Raw genomic sequence first — 14,999 nt, forward strand, 5'->3', positions numbered from 1 at the left:
CCGTGTCGGAACCCGGCTCGACGCCGTCGATCGTGCTGTACACGAACTGCTACGCCACCTCGGCCGCGAGCGCGGACTGCGTTCCGACGTCGAACACCGGGTTGGTCAGGTGCACGTCGAGGCTGTTTCCTGGGCCTGCGATGATGCCGTTGAGCACCGAGGTGAACGCGCCGCAGTTCTGGAACTGCGGAATGGTGTAAGTGCCCTTCACGTGGGCATCGGCCTGATTGTTCTGGATCAGATCGATCGCGTCGAGCGAACCGGTAAGTTCGGCAGTGGTCTCGGCGGTGACGCAATTGCTACCCGCGGGAATGAGATCGACCGACGCCGACCCCGCGGACCCGGTGTCGATACCCAGAGGCTTCACCGAGTCGATACGAATCTTGAAGCTCTGCTGCACGGCGAGATCCAACGTGGGTGCCTCCGCGGGACCGCCCTGGGTGAGGGTGCCCGACACCGGCGTCGGATCGACGATCGAAATGGTGAAGTTCGCCAACGTTGCAGGGCCGAGTTTCAAGTCGGCCGATGCCTGCGGCAGTGCGAGCGTGCCGGTCACCGTCCCGCCGACCAGGTCGACGTCCGTGACGAGGTCGGTGGTGGGGAAGACGACCGGCTGACCGGTCTTGGCGATGATCGTCGTCGTGTCTGCCTGAAACGTGATCGGAAGCGTGTCGGCAGCGTTGGCCGGGGCGGCCACCATCGTCGCCAATGCGACGGACGAGGCCAGTGCCGCCATCGTGACGACAGTCCTGTTGCGGATTTTCACGTGCTCTCCTTCGAGGAAATGGATTGTGCTGGAACGTAATCGGAGGATGTCGATCAGGACAGTGTGAAGGCCGGATTCGGCTGGACCGACAGGCTGTCGACCGTGCAGTTGCCGGACATGGGCTGGTCGGTCGAGGTGAGGGTGTTGGTCATGTTGTCGAACGAACCGGCGAGGGTGGCCGGGCCGCAGTTGTATCCGACGAGCGAGAAGGCCACGTTGGAGACCTCACCGGTGGTGGCACTGGTGGGGGTCAGAGTCCACGGCAGGTTCTTCAGCTGCGGCAGGCCGCACAGGCGGTTGGAACCGCTGATCTTCGCGTCGGTGATCGATGCAGAGGAGCCGTCGGCGCTGGTGCTGCCGGAGAGTGTGATGGAACAGCTCACGGGAACTCCGAACGAGGCGGGCGTGCTCACGACGATCGTGCCGGGTGCGGTGAAGGCGGTTCCGGCCGGAGAGATGGTGGCGGCACCGGCATCGGCGGCACCGACTGTCGCCCCGGTGATGGCAACGGCGGCGAGTACGGCGGCGAGTGTACGAGAGCGGGTCGGCGGGTTGAGCGTCATCGATCGATCCTCCATGTCCAGGACGGCTCCGGGAGCCCACGCGGGCGGCCGGTGGCGGCCGGTGCTCCGGCAACCGGGATGGACGTTAGGTGTGCGAACCATATGTCGGAATTGCTTCGTTCAAGTCTGTGAGAAGTCACAATACGGTCGGTACGTTTGTTGTTTGCCGTGGTAACGAAAGTGGGCTTCGGTTCCGAAAGTCCACTCCGTCATGGGTTTTCGGCCCGATTTCGAGCTCGGAGGGTTCCGAGCCGCGCGGCCGACCCAGCGGAAGTTCCGTTATCGGAGCGTTATGCAAAGTTATCCAAACGAGATAGTTGTGGTGTCTGTCGTGACACCTCCGTCGTCCAACATTGAGTCAGCGAGAAGAAACTACGAGAATCAGGTTTGAAGATCAGCCAACCCCCACGTGACGGGGGTGGTTTTTTCGTGTCAAACTGTGGTGTGACGTTCGCGCTGGCCGAAGCAGGATCTGCAGTCGACACGGACACGGGAGAGCTGACGGTGCAACCGTATTTCGCCCCGGTCTGTCGGCTTGACAACGGCGCGCTCGCAGCGATCGAAGTTCAACTGCGAGGTCCGCAGAACGGTCCGCTCGCCTCCGCCGACGCGCTCAAGCGCGCAGCCAGAGCAATGGACGCCAAGCGCGAACTCGACGCCCTTGCGTGGGGAGTGGCTCGGGTAAACCAGTCGGTGCGGTTGCCGATGCTCGTCTCCATGGACGTCGACTCCCTTGCTGCACTCGATTCCGCCACCGAGGAACAGTTGCGCCGCGACATCGTGGTCGTCACCGAGGCGGCACTCGTCGACAGTCCGGCCCGCACCCTCGCTGCGATCGACAAGGCCAGGCGTGACGGCAAAGTGGTGGCCGTCGATGACGTCGGTCGTCGACCGCAGTCGATGACCCTGCTGCCGCTCATCGAACCCGACGTGATCATCCTCGCTGGATCGATGGTCTCCCGGCGTCCCGATCTCGCCACCGCACGTACCGCTCACGCCGTCTCGGCTCAGGTGGAACGAACTGGCGCGGTGGTGGTCGCCAGCGGAGTCGACACGGCACTGCACCGCACTCGCGCGCTCGGACTCGGAGCGACCTACGGGGTGGGTGAGCTGTATCCGGCGGCCGAGACCACCGAGGAGCTCCCCGCGGACGCCGCGGAGGTGATGCCGCCGTTCCCGACCTGGAGCACACCTGCTGTCGCCGCCGAGTCGCCGTACGCCATCGCGTCGGCGGGAAAGACAGCCACCCGCAGCACCAAGCGTCTACTGGTGGCGATGAGTACCTCGCTCGAGATGCAGGCTGCGGTCTCAGGTCCGGAAACGTTGGTACTCGGTACTTTTCAGCGAGCAGAGCACTTCACCTCGAGCACCCGTGCGCGTTGGGTCTCGATGGCCGAGCAGATCTCGTACGCCGGCGTGTACGGCGTTGGCATGGGCTACGTCCAAGAGGGCGGCATCATGCATGCGCCCCTCGACCCGACGGATCCGCTGGTGGAGGAGTGGAACGTGGTGGTGTTGGGTCCGCACTTCTGTGGAGTGCTCGCAGCGATCGATCTGCACCGCGGCGAAGTCGACGCCGATCGTGAGTTCGATTACGTGATGTCGTACGACCGTGCGACAGTAGTTCGTTGTGCGCGTGCGATTCTCGCGCATTTCTGACGCAACGACGACCGCGTTCCCGGACGGGATGTTTCGGGCAGCCATGGCAGGGCATACGGCACAGCAGGTGATGAAGTAGTCCGGACTGCCCCATTGCTCAGGCCCCGTGCGTTGAAAAAGCAGCGTACGGGGCTGCCTGAACAGTTACCGCGCGGTCGAAGCCATGTCCACCAACTCCTGAGCGATGTCGCGAAGCTTTCGGTTGGAGTCCTGCGATCGGTCTACCAGTAGCGCGAACGCCGCATCCGCGCTGATGCGATGCGTTGCCATCAACATTCCCTTGGCCTGTTCGATCGGTGCTCGCTGCGAGAGCGCCCGTCCGATAGCGTCCGGTAGCCCGAAGTCGGTTGCGTTCGCTGCGGTCATGCAGACATTGTTGCGCGACTTGCTCCGGCGCAGGTCAGACCCGAGAAGACGCGCCGAAAAACCGTCGAACAGAGTTGCCCACGTTACCGACTTCGTAGTGTTCCGTGACCGCGGTGTTATAGAGCTTCGGCGCTGTCAGGCGGCGGGATTGGACAGCGGCCGTCCGATCAGGAACTCGAGAGTGCGGTAGGCGTCGGTCCGCCGCCCGTTGCTCGCATTGTCGTGATACGCGGCACCGGCGACGACCACGCCGACCGGAATACGGCCGGACTCGATATCGCGCGCCGTCTGCTCGGCGCAATTGCGCAACACCGGGCAGTCGGCGCACAACCGCCATGCCTTCTCTGCGCGCTTGCGTCCGTGCCGAGGAAGTTGTTGCGAGTCGTAGGCATCCATGTCTTCGATGCACGCACCCTTGAGGCGCCAGACCTGGTCATCCGTCATCGTCATGATCCGTTTCGCGTCGTGCCGATCGTTCCAGGACCCATGTTCCCCGTCACTCGGAACTCGAAACACCCAAATGCCTTGCGCCGCCGCAGGCCCGCCGGGTCAGACCGTACGACGAGCGGCGACCCTCGACGCTGCGGCCGCCGCCGCGATGGTCACCAGCGCGCCGAGCACGATGGCAGGGCATTCACCGGGAGCCAGGACGCCGCTCTGCGCGCCCAATGTCACCGCCGAGACCGGAACGCCCAGCTGGGCTGCCGCGAGTATCCCGAGTCGGGTGGGCTGGCCGGTCAGGCGCATCGCACCGTGCACCGCGATGGCACCGAAGCCCAAGACGAGCCCCAGCACGATCATCTTCGGGTGACCGGCGAGGGCACGCAGATCGAGGGATGCACCGAGCCAGACGAAATACAGTGGTCCCAGGAATCCTTCGGTGATGGCGAACAGCTGTTTGGCGAGGCGTCGCGGTTCTCCGATGGCGGCAATCGCCAGGCCGAAGCCGAAGCCGGCCAGCATCACCGAGGCGTGGGTGTGGACGGCGAGTGCCGCGAGGCCGAACAGCAGAACCAGGTTCAGTCGCAGTTCGAGCGCGAGTTTGCGCTGAGCAGACACCCGATGCACGCGCCGGCGCAGTCCCGAGATGTCGAAGTGTCGCAGGACGACGAAGATCACCGCGGCAGCGAGCAGAACCGTCGCAGATCCCAATGCGGCCGGACCGGCCCGCTGTGGATCGATCACGAGGGGCAGCGCGACGATGCAGACTGCATCGGCGAGCGCGATCTGCGGCAGGAGGGCCATCAGGCCCGGAGCGGTCATGGTGGTGGACTCGACGATCGGCATGACGACAGCGGCCGAGGACGACGTCATCAACACCGCGTACAGACCGAGATGAGGCGGATCGAACGCTGCCGAAACGGCCCAGCCGAGCGCGGTTGCGAGCAGCCCGACGGCCACCGCCCGAGCGGCACCGACCCCGACACCGATGCGCAGTCGCGGGTCGCGAATCGGTACCTGACTGCCGGCCACGAACATGACGAGCGCAAAGCCCACCTGCGCGAGGAAGCTCAGCGTCTGCTCGCTCGGGTCGACAACGCCGAAGCCTGTGTGACCGAGTGCAATTCCGGCGACGAGTTCTCCGATGACGACGGGTATCCGAAGCCCGCGTGGAAGCGCCAGCAGTGGGCCGAACAATCCCACCGCGGCACACAGGGCGAGCGTCTCGAAGGTCATGCGCCCGCGCCGGTGTCAGGCAGAGTTCAGCGTCGGGCGTCGACTCGACGGCAGCGCCGACGCAACAAGATCACGAGGGTGCAGCGCCCCCTGCTCGGTCATCATCACCCGCATCCGATACTCGACCACACGCAATTGCGCAGCCAACGGGCTACGCATCAACGCGAACTCGTAGTCCGTACCGGTGGAGCCGAATTCGGTGTCGAGATCGGTCATGTCATCGTCTCCTCGGATGCAGGGAACACAGCGGCAAGCGAGTCGGCAATCGTCCCGGAGGTGTCGATCACGGTTGCACTGGGCCAGGGGCGTCGGGCACCGGCCATGGCGTCGTACACGGCCTGCGACGCGTCCGAAGCGCCGTGTGGACGGGTCGTAATGCGTTCGAGCGCAATGTGTTCGGGAGTTCGGCATTCGAGCTCGACAAGATCGGTGTGGGTGCCGGCGGCCAGTTCGAGCGCGTGCTCGCGCGACTTCTCGTCGTTCCACGAGGCGTCGATGACGACCGAACGGCCCATCCCAACCTGCTCGCGCGCCCGGTGCATCAATTCGGCATAGGTGGATGCTGTCTTCTCAGAGGTGTACAGCCCGCATCCGACTGCCGACGGATGCGGAGACCGTGGATCGAGCCCCGCGCTCTCCTTGCGCACCACATCGCTCGACAACACCACCGCCCCGGTACGTTCCGCGAGTGCGGCCGCCACCGTGCTCTTGCCGGTGCCGGGCAGGCCTCCCACCAACGTGATGGTGATCGAGGACACCAGGTGGTCCAGCGCGAGTCGCATGTGGGCGAGCGCGTCGGTCTGCGAGGCCGCATGACCCTGATGAAAGCGAAGGCAGGCGACCTTGGCGCGAACCGTTGCGCGGTAGGCGATGTAGTGATCGATCAGAGAGCAGGGAGGATCGTCCTCGGTCGCCTCGAGGTATGACGCCACCAAGCGTCGAGCTGCGTCGGGGCGTCCCTGGAATTCGAGATCCATTGCCAAGCAGGCGACGTCGTCGATTCCGTCGAGGAACCGAAGTCGGTCGTCGAAATCGAGACAGTCCAGTATTCGTGGGCCGTCCGGTAGGCAGAAGATGTCGTCCGAGAGAAGGTCCCCGTGTCCGTCGACTATGCGGCCTCGCGAGATCCGGTGATCGAACAGGGCCGCACGGCCGGCGACGTAGCGAAGAGATAGATACTCGAGCTCGTCGACGAGTGCGGTGTCGAGGACGCCGACCGCAAGTGTGCGCAGCTCACGAATGTTGTTGCGCCACCGCTCGTCCAGAGCGCTCTGTCGTCCCTCGTCGTCGATGCGGGTACTTCGGGGACTGTTCCGATGGGCAACCGCGACAGTCTGTGCGACGAGGTCGACGACGGTGCCGATATCGTCGCCTGCCGCGGCGCGGGTGGACAACCGGGTCGAATCGGGGAGGCGTCGCATCTTCAACAGTGGTTCGGCGGGCCCGCCGCCAGGATCGGTGAGCTCGGCGATACCGATATATACATCGGGCGCGAATCGGGAATTCAGTACGAACTCGCGGTCGCATGCGGTCCATCGGGAATCGACGGTACGGAAGTCGAGGAAGTCCGTCTCGATCGGCTTCTTCATCTTGTAGGCGACATCACCGAGTAGAAACACGTACGCGCTGTGCGTTTCGTGGACCTCTGCGGTGCCGACGACCGCCGGGCCTGTTCGGTCGCAATCAACTACTGCAGGCATAGTGCATCCTTCGAATGGATTTGGGGAGAACAAGATCGACGGCACTATCGCGAAGGATGGTCGCGGTCCTGTAGAAAGTGTTGCCAGTCCCTGTCCCACTGCCGCATTCGTGAACGTTCGCCGGCCCTGGTGGTGAGATAGACCAGACCACCGACGACGACTGCACCGAGGAACCACACGAACACGGCCGTGGCAGTTCCGTTGACGACGGCACCGGCGGCGGTCTCGGGAGCGCGTACGCGGTTTCCGTCCGCATCGCGCCAGATCGGAGTCGTCTCACCGATCTGCACAGCGGACGGCACCTGGGCCGATCCCGACCGGATGGAGCCGTCCGGCGCGCTCCACTGCACAGTCGCGGTACCGCTGGCGGGCACGGCACCGTCCGTCTCGGACCTCTCGGTCCTGACGGAGTCGATCACTCGGGCATCGACTCGAACGTATTCTGCGCGTTGCTGTTGCGCCCGCAACGACAGGTCGCTGTACGTCACCGAACCGATCGTCGCTGCCACGGGAACCAGCAGTAGAAGCACCGCGATCCCGACGGCGAAAGCCGCTCGTTCGATCCTGTCCGGCAGCCGCATCAGTGGATTGGAGATCCACGGACTGTATCGCCACCACCGGTGCGCGAGTTCCGAGAACATGACCGTCACCTACTCCCACCCGAAGTGCATTCGTTTCCTACGAGTCTCCGGCGTCGGGCAGTGGATCCGTAAGGGCACAAGGTCCCGATGAGCCGGGGGCTGTCGGCAGTTCGAGGACTCAACGCACCACGAGAATCGGGCAGCCCGACGCATGCACCAGCGACTGGCCGACCGATCCGGTGAACGGACCAGTCCATGGCCCTGGCTCGCGGCTGCCGACCACGAGGAGGTGTGCGGTGGCCGATGCGAGTCGAAGCTCGTGCTCCGCGGACGCGTCGAGCAGATGCAGGTGCACGTCGACTGTGGGATGCATGGACTTGGCAGCGTCGAGGCGTCCGCCCAGCCATTCGAGTGCTCGGATCTGTTCCAGCTCGGCGTCGTTCGTGACAGGCCGACGGTGGGGCGATCCGACGTGCAGCGCGGTGAGTGGGACCTCGAGTGCATCGGCGAACCAGAAGGCCGCCTCGATCGCTCGTGTACACGAGTCGGAGTGATCGACGCCGACGACAACCGGAGAGGTCGGCGTGAGATCCGCGTGCTGGGGACGCCACACCAGGACCGGGCACGACGATTCTTCGACGATGCGAGTTGCGTTGCGGCCGAACAGCACATCTCGGATCGGGCCCGATTCACGACCTCCGATGACGATCAGATCAGCAGTGTGCGACAGCGCGCCGAGAACGGAGGCGATGGGATCGTCCGTCAGAATCGAATCGATTGCGATGCGGGGGTCGAGACCGAAGAGTTCACGACGAGCCGATCGGAGAAGGCGTCGACCGTGCAGTCGCTCCAACGACCGGGCCGATTCGCGAGAGGTGAGTGCGTGCACGAGCCGAATGCGCGCGCCGGTGACAGAGGCAAGGCCCGCGGCCCAGGACAGGGCGTCGCGGGACTTCGATGTGCCGTCGAGCGCGACGACGATGTCACCCCAGCAGGTCTTCGCCCAGAAGCCGGGAGCGGCCGGGTTGTCCGTGGGTCGGTGTCGCGGCTCTGCGTTCACCATGACCGGCCTGCCATGGGCGGCAGGGCGCGGCGTATCTCCGCCGAGACGGTCTTCAGATCGTCGTCGATTGCTCGTTCCGCTTGCAGGCGCTCGAGTTCGACACGGGCACGATTGGACGTCAGTGGGAACAGGTGGCCGTGGACGCGCGCGGTGGCGTACAGGCGGTCGTAGGTGGTGCGGACTGCGTCGTCGACGACTGAGCGCGTCAGATCGGGGAACCTCGCGGCGAGCATCGCGGCAATCGATGTCAATTCGTCGTGCAGCAGTCGGGTGGTCGGTGGTGCGTCGGTGATGGTCATGAAGATCGGCTACCTCGCGCTCGTGGAGATGGAGTGCTCCTCCCCTGAGCGTTCCCGGCGCGGCTCGTGCGATGTAGGGCCTTTCGTCGGCTGGCCGGTTATCGAAGGGCCCTCATAGGGCCGGACGAGGCCGAATCAGCTCAGAAAGACCGCGTCGACGATGACGTATCCGGCCACGGCGAACACGAGGTAGGCGAACAAACGTTGTAGCCGCGCGGTATCGACTCGACTTCCGAAGTGCGCGGCCACGAGGGAGCCGACGATCGCGGTACCTGCGAAGGCGAGGGTGATCGACCAGTCGATGGTCGTACCACTCAGGTGTGAGAACAGACCTGCGACGGAGTTCGCGACGATGATGACCAGCGAGGTTCCGACAGCGACAGACATCTCTATGCCGAGCATCAGCACCAGTACCGGAATGATCAGGAAGCCACCTCCGACGCCGAACAGCCCGGTCATGAATCCGACGGCAAGACCGGCCGGAATCGAACGTGGCGCGCAGCGTCTCCAGTTGATACCCGATGTCGATGTCTTGCAGGCTGTTCCGATATCTCCCCGCTCGGCGAGCATCCGCGCTCCTGCGGCAACCATCACGGCGGCGAAGCCGAGCAGCAGAACCCTGTCCGGAAGCAACCGGCCGAGTGCACTGCCGGCGAACGTCGCTGGAATGCCGGTCGCAGCGAACACGGCCGCCAGCCGCCATTCGACTCGGTGGGCTCGCAGCTTCGGTATCACTCCCACCGCGGAGGCGGTACCGACGACGATCAGCGAGACGGGGATCGCTTCCTCCACGCCGAGGCCGAGGGCGAACACCAACACCGGGACCGCAAGAATCGATCCGCCTCCACCGAGTAGGCCGAGCAGAATTCCGATCACCGCACCGAATCCGAGCGCCAGCGCCAACGTCATCGTGTGTTCACTCCCATGGTTGCTGTTCTCTTTATACCCCAAGGGGGTACTTGACATACCCTAGGGGGTATTGCACACTGTGTCTACCGCCCCGCGAAATTCGCCCGGAGACGGCCAGATGGAGGAAATCATGATTCTCGAGCAGTACTACCTCGAATGCCTTTCCCACGCTTCGTATCTGATCGGCGACGAGAGCACCGGACGCGCGATCGTCGTCGATCCTCGTCGCGACATTGCCGAGTACCTGGACGATGCGGCGAAGTACGGCCTCACGATCGAGGGCGTCGTCAACACCCACTTTCACGCAGACTTCGTCTCGGGTCACCTCGAATTGGTCGACGCGACCGGCGCGTGGATCGGCTTCGGTGAATCGGCCGAGACCGACTACCCCATTCGAAGACTGCGCAACGGGGAGCGTCTGTCCCTCGGCGAGGTCGAACTCGAGATCTTGTCCACTCCGGGTCACACCTGGGAGTCGATCTCGGTCTTGGTTCGCGAGCATCCCGGGGCCACCCCGACCGCCGTGCTCACCGGAGACTCCCTGTTCATCGGCGATGTCGGGCGACCCGATCTCGTCAATCTCGGGGACGGGTCCACCACCGACCTTGCCAGAGCGATGTATCGGACGGTGCACAACACACTGCTGACGCTGCCCGACGAGGTCGTCGTCATGCCCGCCCACGGAGCCGGCTCGTCCTGTGGCAAGAACCTGTCCACCGAGTTGACCTCCACCATCGGCGAGCAGCGGGCGACCAATCCGTCGGTGCAGCCGATGACCGAGGATGCTTTCGTTGCGCTGGTCACCGAAGGTCAACCGGCGGCGCCGTCGTACTTCTCCGCCGACGCCGCGATGAACAAGCAGGTGCACCCGCTGCTGTCACCGAGCCGCACAATTCCTGCGCTGACGCCGGAGGAGGTGCGAGGCGAGCTTTCTGCCGGCACCCGAGTGCTCGATGCGCGGAGTGTGGACGACTTCGCGGCCGGCCATCTTCGGGGATCGGTCAACGTGGGTTTCGACGGTCGCTTCGCCGAGACCGGCGGCATGGTCGCGGAGATCGGCGGACGGATCGTTCTCATCGCGTACCCGGGGGACGAGCAGGAAGCCGCGCTGCGGTTGGCCAGAGTCGGCTCGGACAACGCGATCGGCTACCTGGTGGTGGACCGAGACGGAACCTTTCCTGCGGAGCTGACCGAACTGGTCGAGACCGCTCCGCGCACCACGGTGGAGCAACTCGATGCCATGCTCGCAGCGGACGAAGTGACACTGGTGGACATCCGCAATCCGGGTGAACGTGACCTCGGCACGATCCCGGGAGCGACGCCGATACCCCTGGCGCAGCTGCGAACTCGACTCGAGCACGTTCCGACGGGTAAGCCGATCGTGGTGCACTGTGCAGGCGGCTGGCGTTCGAGTGTGGCCGCATCCTTGCTCCGTGCACAGGGATTCGAGCACGTCTCGGATCTGCTGGGTGGTTACAACGCCTGGGCCGACGCCCACGTTCCGGCCTGACATTTCACCGAATCGTAGAGGAGAGAATCATGTGTTATCCCGTCACTTGTAACACCTGCAACAAGACCGGCTGGGGTGGTTGCGGCAACCATGTCGACGACGTCATGGCCACGGTGTCCGTGGCCGACCGCTGCACCTGCGGTGAGGCATCAGCGTCACCCGTCTCGGAGCGTCCGAGCATGCGGTCGTTGTTCGGTCGCTGAATCACCCTGGGCAGCAGGGACCTTGTGCCCTAGTTCACGCGGTGCGCTGCGGACAAGCTGGACCGATGATATCGACAACGCGGGTGGCCACCGAACGCACTCGACGCTGGCCGTGGCTCGGCGCAGTCTGCGGAGGTGCATCGATCAACGCGTTCGGTGCCGCGATCGGATTGGTCTCGGGGGCAATCGATCCGAGTCCTGACGTGCAGGGGACGTTGCCTGTCACGCTCACAGCGCTCTCACTGGTGTTGGTCGTCGGCATACCGATGGGGTTTGCTGCGGCGTCTGCCTTCGCAGGCGGCGGACGCTCGGGCCCGATGGCTCACATCGCCGGCGTGCTCCTCGTGGTCTGGATCGTCGCTCAAGCGGTCCTGACCGGTGAGACGAGTTGGCTGCTGGGATCGTTCGGTGTGCTGGGTCTCGTCATTGCTCTTCGCGTTTGGCGGATGACGGTTGCCGCGGGAAAGTCCGCGTATCTGTTGTCGGACGACGTATGAGGTTGCTGATCTGCACCTCGGGTCGGCATGGCGCGACCCACAGTCTGGGCGAGGAAATGGGTCGAGTCTTCGAGCACGAGGGCGTCGACGTCGACATCCAAGCCCCGGAATCCGTGACCCGCGTGGACGGTTACGACGCGGTGATCATCGGCAGCGCCGTCTACTCCGATCGCTGGGTTCCGGCCGCGAAGGCTCTGGTCGACAGGGCGTCCAGGTCCGACCATCCACCCGTCTGGCTGTTCTCCTGTGGACCGCTGCACTCGAGCGAACGGCCGGTCAACGTCACCTCCGACGCGGCACACGCGGTGTCGGTGTTGCATGCCATCGCGCACCGAACGTTTCCCGGAAGGCTTGATCCCGAGAAACTTTCGGTGGGGGAGCGTCAGATCTTCGACAACTCCGGAGCGGTCGCCGGAGACTTCCGCGACTGGGTGCTCGTATGCAACTGGGCCCGAGAGATACTCGCCTGTCTCACGGCTGGGACACCGGGCTCCTGACCTTCTGGGACGTTCCTGCACCCAGACGCTGAGCGGACGGGCAGACGTGCTCGTGAATCTCGGCCGCCAGCCGCGCCACGGACTCCGTCAAGACGGTGTTGGCCTCGATCATGTCCTGGAGTAGCGCGGTGTTCGAAAGTGTATGTACGGCAACCTCACTGCTCACCGAGTCCGCGCGTTTCGCGGAGATCAGCAGAATCGCTCCCTGTAGCCCCGCGATCATCGACAGGAACAGGTTGAGCAGAATGAACGGGTACGGGTCGAATCCGTCGCTCTGGTTGTAGGCGGCCCACAGCGTCATGGTGCCCAGGAACAGGAACACGAACGGCCAGGAGCCCATTCCGTTCCGGACGTAATCCGCCGCCCGCTCACCGGTGGTCAGTGCGTCACCGGTTCGGACCCCGGGGTGTCTTCGCCACAGGTTCATTGCTCGCAGGTGTTCGATCGGGAGTGTGCAGCAGTATCCATGCTGCCGAGTGTGGCCGAGGTCGTCGACCAGTGCCAGGGACGAAAGCCCCTGCTCCTCGGGCCTTTCTGCTCCCGCCCTGTCGGTTCGGGATACGTCCCGAACCTGCGGTGACTTCCGGCCCTACATGCCGAGTGTCGCAGCGCCGACCATCGACAGTGTGCATTGCTCGATGGTCGAGAACGGCATTGGTTTCGATAGTTGGAGGAGATCCACGATGAAAGCTGCTGTTGTCACCGAGTTCGGCGGACCCCTGGTCGTCAAGGACATCCCGATTCCGGAACCGGCACCCGAGCAGGTGCTGGTGAAGATGGAGACGTGCGGGGTCTGTCACACCGATATCCATGCTGCGCAGGGGGATTGGCCGGCCAAGCCGACCCTGCCGTTCGTTCCCGGGCACGAAGGCGTCGGAGTGATCGAAGCAGTCGGATCCCAGGTGTCGAAGGATCGAATCGGCGAGCGGGTCGCGATCGCGTGGCTCGGTTCGGCGTGCGGCGAATGCGATCATTGCGTATCGGGCTGGGAGACGCTGTGCGAGAAGCAGCAGAACAGTGGCTACTCGATCGACGGGGCATACGCCGAATACGCTGTGGCCCATGCGAAATATGTCGTCCGCGTTCCCGACGGCATCTCCTCGTTCGATGCCGCTCCGCTGACCTGCGCCGGCGTCACCACGTACAAGGCGGTCAAGGTAGGTGGCGTCACCCCGGCACAGCGTGTGGCCATCTTCGGCGTCGGCGGACTCGGTCACATGGCAGTGCAGTACGCCAAGATCGCCGGAGGATTCGTCACCGCCGTGGACATCGAGGACGAGAAGCTCGAACTCGCTCGTGAACTCGGCGCAGACCACACCGTCAACTCGGCGACGACCGATCCGGTGGAGGCCATCCAGGAACTCGGCGGAGCCGACGTCGCCATCGTGCTGGCCGTCATCCCCAGCGTGTTCGATCAGGCATTCCGGTCCTTGCGCCGCGGCGGTCGGCTGGTGTGCGTGTCCATGCCCGCGCACGGTGTGTTCCCGGTTCCGATCTTCGAGACGGTCGTCGGCGGAATCTCCGTCCTCGGTTCGATCGTCGGCACCCGAAAGGATCTGCGTGAGGTGTTCGCTTTGCACGAGGCCGGGCGGACCACGGTATCTGCCGTCTCGCGCAAACTCGACGAAGTGAACGAGTGCTTCGACGACCTCATGGGTGGCCGCGTCACCGCTCGTCAGGTGTTCGAGTTCTGAGCGCGCACGGCCCCGATCTCGGGTCGATGTTCCCGTAATGTCCGAAACGCCGTAGGGTTCGGAAGGGCAGACACGTGCTCGATCAGCATGTGTGCTCACTACGAATCGAGCAGCGATGCACGCGGAGAACCCCGCCCCGGAGCAACCCGTCACCGACGAGTTCGACGACGATTTCGCCGCCGCCCTTGCCGGGCTCGGCCGGTTGGCGATGAGCACGATGTCGCTACCGGAAACCCTCTCGCACGTTGCGGAATTCGCGGTGCGGGCCATCCCGGGTGCCGATGGAGCCGGGTTGACGTTGTTGCATCCCAACCTTCCCGCGACGATCGTGGCCAGCGAGGATTTCGTCCGTGTGGTCGACGACATCCAGTACGGACTGGGCCAGGGTCCGTGCATCACCGCAGCGAAGGAGGGCATCACCGTTCGGTCGGGTTCGCTCGACGCCGATCCGCAGTGGCCCGAGTTCGGACCTCAGGTGGGCCGGCTGGGTGTGCACAGCGTGTTGTCGCTGCCGTTGATCACCAAGTCGGTGGTACTCGGCGCGATGAATGTCTACGCGCACAAGCCGAATGCCTTCGACGATCGAGCGGCCGAACTGGGCGAGTTGTTCGCCGTGCCCGCGGCGATTTCGGCTCAGAATGCCCGTGCGTTGGACAGTGCAGTGCAGCTGACCGAGCAACTGGAAAAGGCATTGGGCAGTAGAGCCGTGATCGATCAGGCCATCGGCATACTGATCAGTAGAACCGGATGCAGTGATGCCGAGGGGTATGACAAGCTTCGCGACATCAGTCAGACCGAGCACAAGAAGATCGCTGTGGTGGCCCATTCCATGGTCGCCGAGGCGATGAAGGTGGCACGCGCGCGTCGCCGACGCACATAGACCGGACAAAAGCGCGTAGCGTCGACTATGCGGGTGCACTCGAGGCATGGACTCCGACTTTGGCCTCGCGCCTGCACCGGACGATGGAGATCCATCGTGGCAGGATTCACGGAAGAATCGAACAGGCGGTCGGGC

At 64.4% G+C, this 14,999-nt stretch carries 18 protein-coding genes; 6 read left to right on the top strand and 12 right to left on the bottom strand.

What is annotated here, in order from left to right:
* Nucleotides 1–49 precede the first annotated feature (49 nt).
* Together CH283_RS07175 and praA are read right to left on the bottom strand one after the other, a co-directional pair.
* Nucleotides 50–766, bottom strand: coding sequence for a hypothetical protein (locus CH283_RS07175; protein ID WP_094640755.1), 717 nt, complete (start codon nt 764–766; stop codon nt 50–52).
* Nucleotides 767–819: 53 nt separating this feature from the next.
* Nucleotides 820–1,329: an alkane oxidation protein activator PraA gene (gene praA / locus CH283_RS07180; protein WP_094640756.1), complete on the bottom strand. Its 510-nt coding sequence runs from the start codon at nt 1,327–1,329 to the stop codon at nt 820–822.
* Between the two features lie 429 nt (nt 1,330–1,758).
* Between praA and CH283_RS07185 the strand changes: the two genes are divergently transcribed.
* Nucleotides 1,759–2,988, top strand: a complete 1,230-nt coding sequence (locus tag CH283_RS07185) for an EAL domain-containing protein (RefSeq protein ID WP_255183127.1) — start codon at nt 1,759–1,761, stop codon at nt 2,986–2,988.
* Nucleotides 2,989–3,132: 144 nt separating this feature from the next.
* Here CH283_RS07185 and CH283_RS07190 read toward each other — a convergent pair whose 3' ends face one another.
* The 9 genes from CH283_RS07190 to CH283_RS07230 form a co-directional block, all read right to left on the bottom strand.
* Nucleotides 3,133–3,354 carry an ANTAR domain-containing protein gene (locus CH283_RS07190; protein WP_094640758.1) on the bottom strand — a complete coding sequence of 74 codons (222 nt, stop codon included), beginning with the start codon at nt 3,352–3,354 and terminating at the stop codon, nt 3,133–3,135.
* Nucleotides 3,355–3,489: 135 nt separating this feature from the next.
* Nucleotides 3,490–3,798 carry a WhiB family transcriptional regulator gene (locus CH283_RS07195; protein ID WP_037193923.1) on the bottom strand — a complete coding sequence of 103 codons (309 nt, stop codon included), beginning with the start codon at nt 3,796–3,798 and terminating at the stop codon, nt 3,490–3,492.
* A gap of 105 nt (nt 3,799–3,903) precedes the next feature.
* Entirely contained in the window at nt 3,904–5,031 is a 1,128-nt protein-coding gene (locus CH283_RS07200) for a cation:proton antiporter (protein ID WP_094640759.1), read from the bottom strand.
* A 15-nt stretch (nt 5,032–5,046) separates the two neighbouring features.
* Nucleotides 5,047–5,247, bottom strand: a complete 201-nt coding sequence (locus CH283_RS07205) for a hypothetical protein (protein ID WP_094640760.1) — start codon at nt 5,245–5,247, stop codon at nt 5,047–5,049.
* Nucleotides 5,244–6,731 carry a bifunctional aminoglycoside phosphotransferase/ATP-binding protein gene (locus CH283_RS07210; RefSeq protein ID WP_094640761.1) on the bottom strand — a complete coding sequence of 496 codons (1,488 nt, stop codon included), beginning with the start codon at nt 6,729–6,731 and terminating at the stop codon, nt 5,244–5,246. Before CH283_RS07210 ends, CH283_RS07205 begins: the two co-directional genes overlap by 4 nt.
* A 44-nt stretch (nt 6,732–6,775) precedes the next feature.
* A complete protein-coding gene (locus tag CH283_RS07215; protein ID WP_141215213.1) occupies nt 6,776–7,372 on the bottom strand; it encodes an Rv1733c family protein in 597 nt (198 codons plus the stop codon).
* A gap of 118 nt (nt 7,373–7,490) precedes the next feature.
* Complete coding sequence (locus tag CH283_RS07220) at nt 7,491–8,375, bottom strand: universal stress protein (protein ID WP_094640763.1); 885 nt, start codon at nt 8,373–8,375, stop codon at nt 7,491–7,493.
* Nucleotides 8,369–8,674: a three-helix bundle dimerization domain-containing protein gene (locus tag CH283_RS07225; protein WP_094640764.1), complete on the bottom strand. Its 306-nt coding sequence runs from the start codon at nt 8,672–8,674 to the stop codon at nt 8,369–8,371. Before CH283_RS07225 ends, CH283_RS07220 begins: the two co-directional genes overlap by 7 nt.
* Before the next feature lie 135 nt (nt 8,675–8,809).
* Complete coding sequence (locus CH283_RS07230; protein WP_094640765.1) at nt 8,810–9,583, bottom strand: sulfite exporter TauE/SafE family protein; 774 nt, start codon at nt 9,581–9,583, stop codon at nt 8,810–8,812.
* A 130-nt stretch (nt 9,584–9,713) separates the two neighbouring features.
* Here CH283_RS07230 and CH283_RS07235 point away from each other — a divergent pair, with 130 nt between their 5' ends.
* The 3 genes from CH283_RS07235 (at nt 9,714) to CH283_RS07245 (ending at nt 12,290) form a co-directional block, all read left to right on the top strand.
* A complete protein-coding gene (locus tag CH283_RS07235) occupies nt 9,714–11,093 on the top strand; it encodes an MBL fold metallo-hydrolase (RefSeq protein ID WP_094640867.1) in 1,380 nt (459 codons plus the stop codon).
* Between the two features lie 268 nt (nt 11,094–11,361).
* Nucleotides 11,362–11,793 carry a hypothetical protein gene (locus CH283_RS07240; RefSeq protein WP_141215214.1) on the top strand — a complete coding sequence of 144 codons (432 nt, stop codon included), beginning with the start codon at nt 11,362–11,364 and terminating at the stop codon, nt 11,791–11,793.
* Nucleotides 11,790–12,290, top strand: a complete 501-nt coding sequence (locus CH283_RS07245; RefSeq protein ID WP_094640767.1) for a flavodoxin domain-containing protein — start codon at nt 11,790–11,792, stop codon at nt 12,288–12,290. Before CH283_RS07240 ends, CH283_RS07245 begins: the two co-directional genes overlap by 4 nt.
* Here CH283_RS07245 and CH283_RS07250 read toward each other — a convergent pair.
* Nucleotides 12,265–12,717, bottom strand: coding sequence for a DUF1003 domain-containing protein (locus CH283_RS07250; protein WP_068055040.1), 453 nt, complete (start codon nt 12,715–12,717; stop codon nt 12,265–12,267). The two genes, CH283_RS07245 and CH283_RS07250, sit on opposite strands and share 26 nt — an antisense overlap.
* A 256-nt stretch (nt 12,718–12,973) precedes the next feature.
* Here CH283_RS07250 and adhP point away from each other — a divergent pair, with 256 nt between their 5' ends.
* Nucleotides 12,974–13,984 (top strand): alcohol dehydrogenase AdhP, encoded by a 1,011-nt coding sequence (gene adhP / locus CH283_RS07255; protein WP_068055039.1) that lies wholly within the window; start codon nt 12,974–12,976, stop codon nt 13,982–13,984.
* 115 nt (nt 13,985–14,099) lie between these two features.
* A complete protein-coding gene (locus CH283_RS07260) occupies nt 14,100–14,864 on the top strand; it encodes a GAF and ANTAR domain-containing protein (RefSeq protein ID WP_068055038.1) in 765 nt (254 codons plus the stop codon).
* Nucleotides 14,865–14,999 lie beyond the last annotated feature (135 nt).

It is taken from the genome of Rhodococcus sp. 05-2254-2 (genome assembly GCF_002259095.1).
GTDB lineage: Bacteria > Actinomycetota > Actinomycetes > Mycobacteriales > Mycobacteriaceae > Rhodococcoides.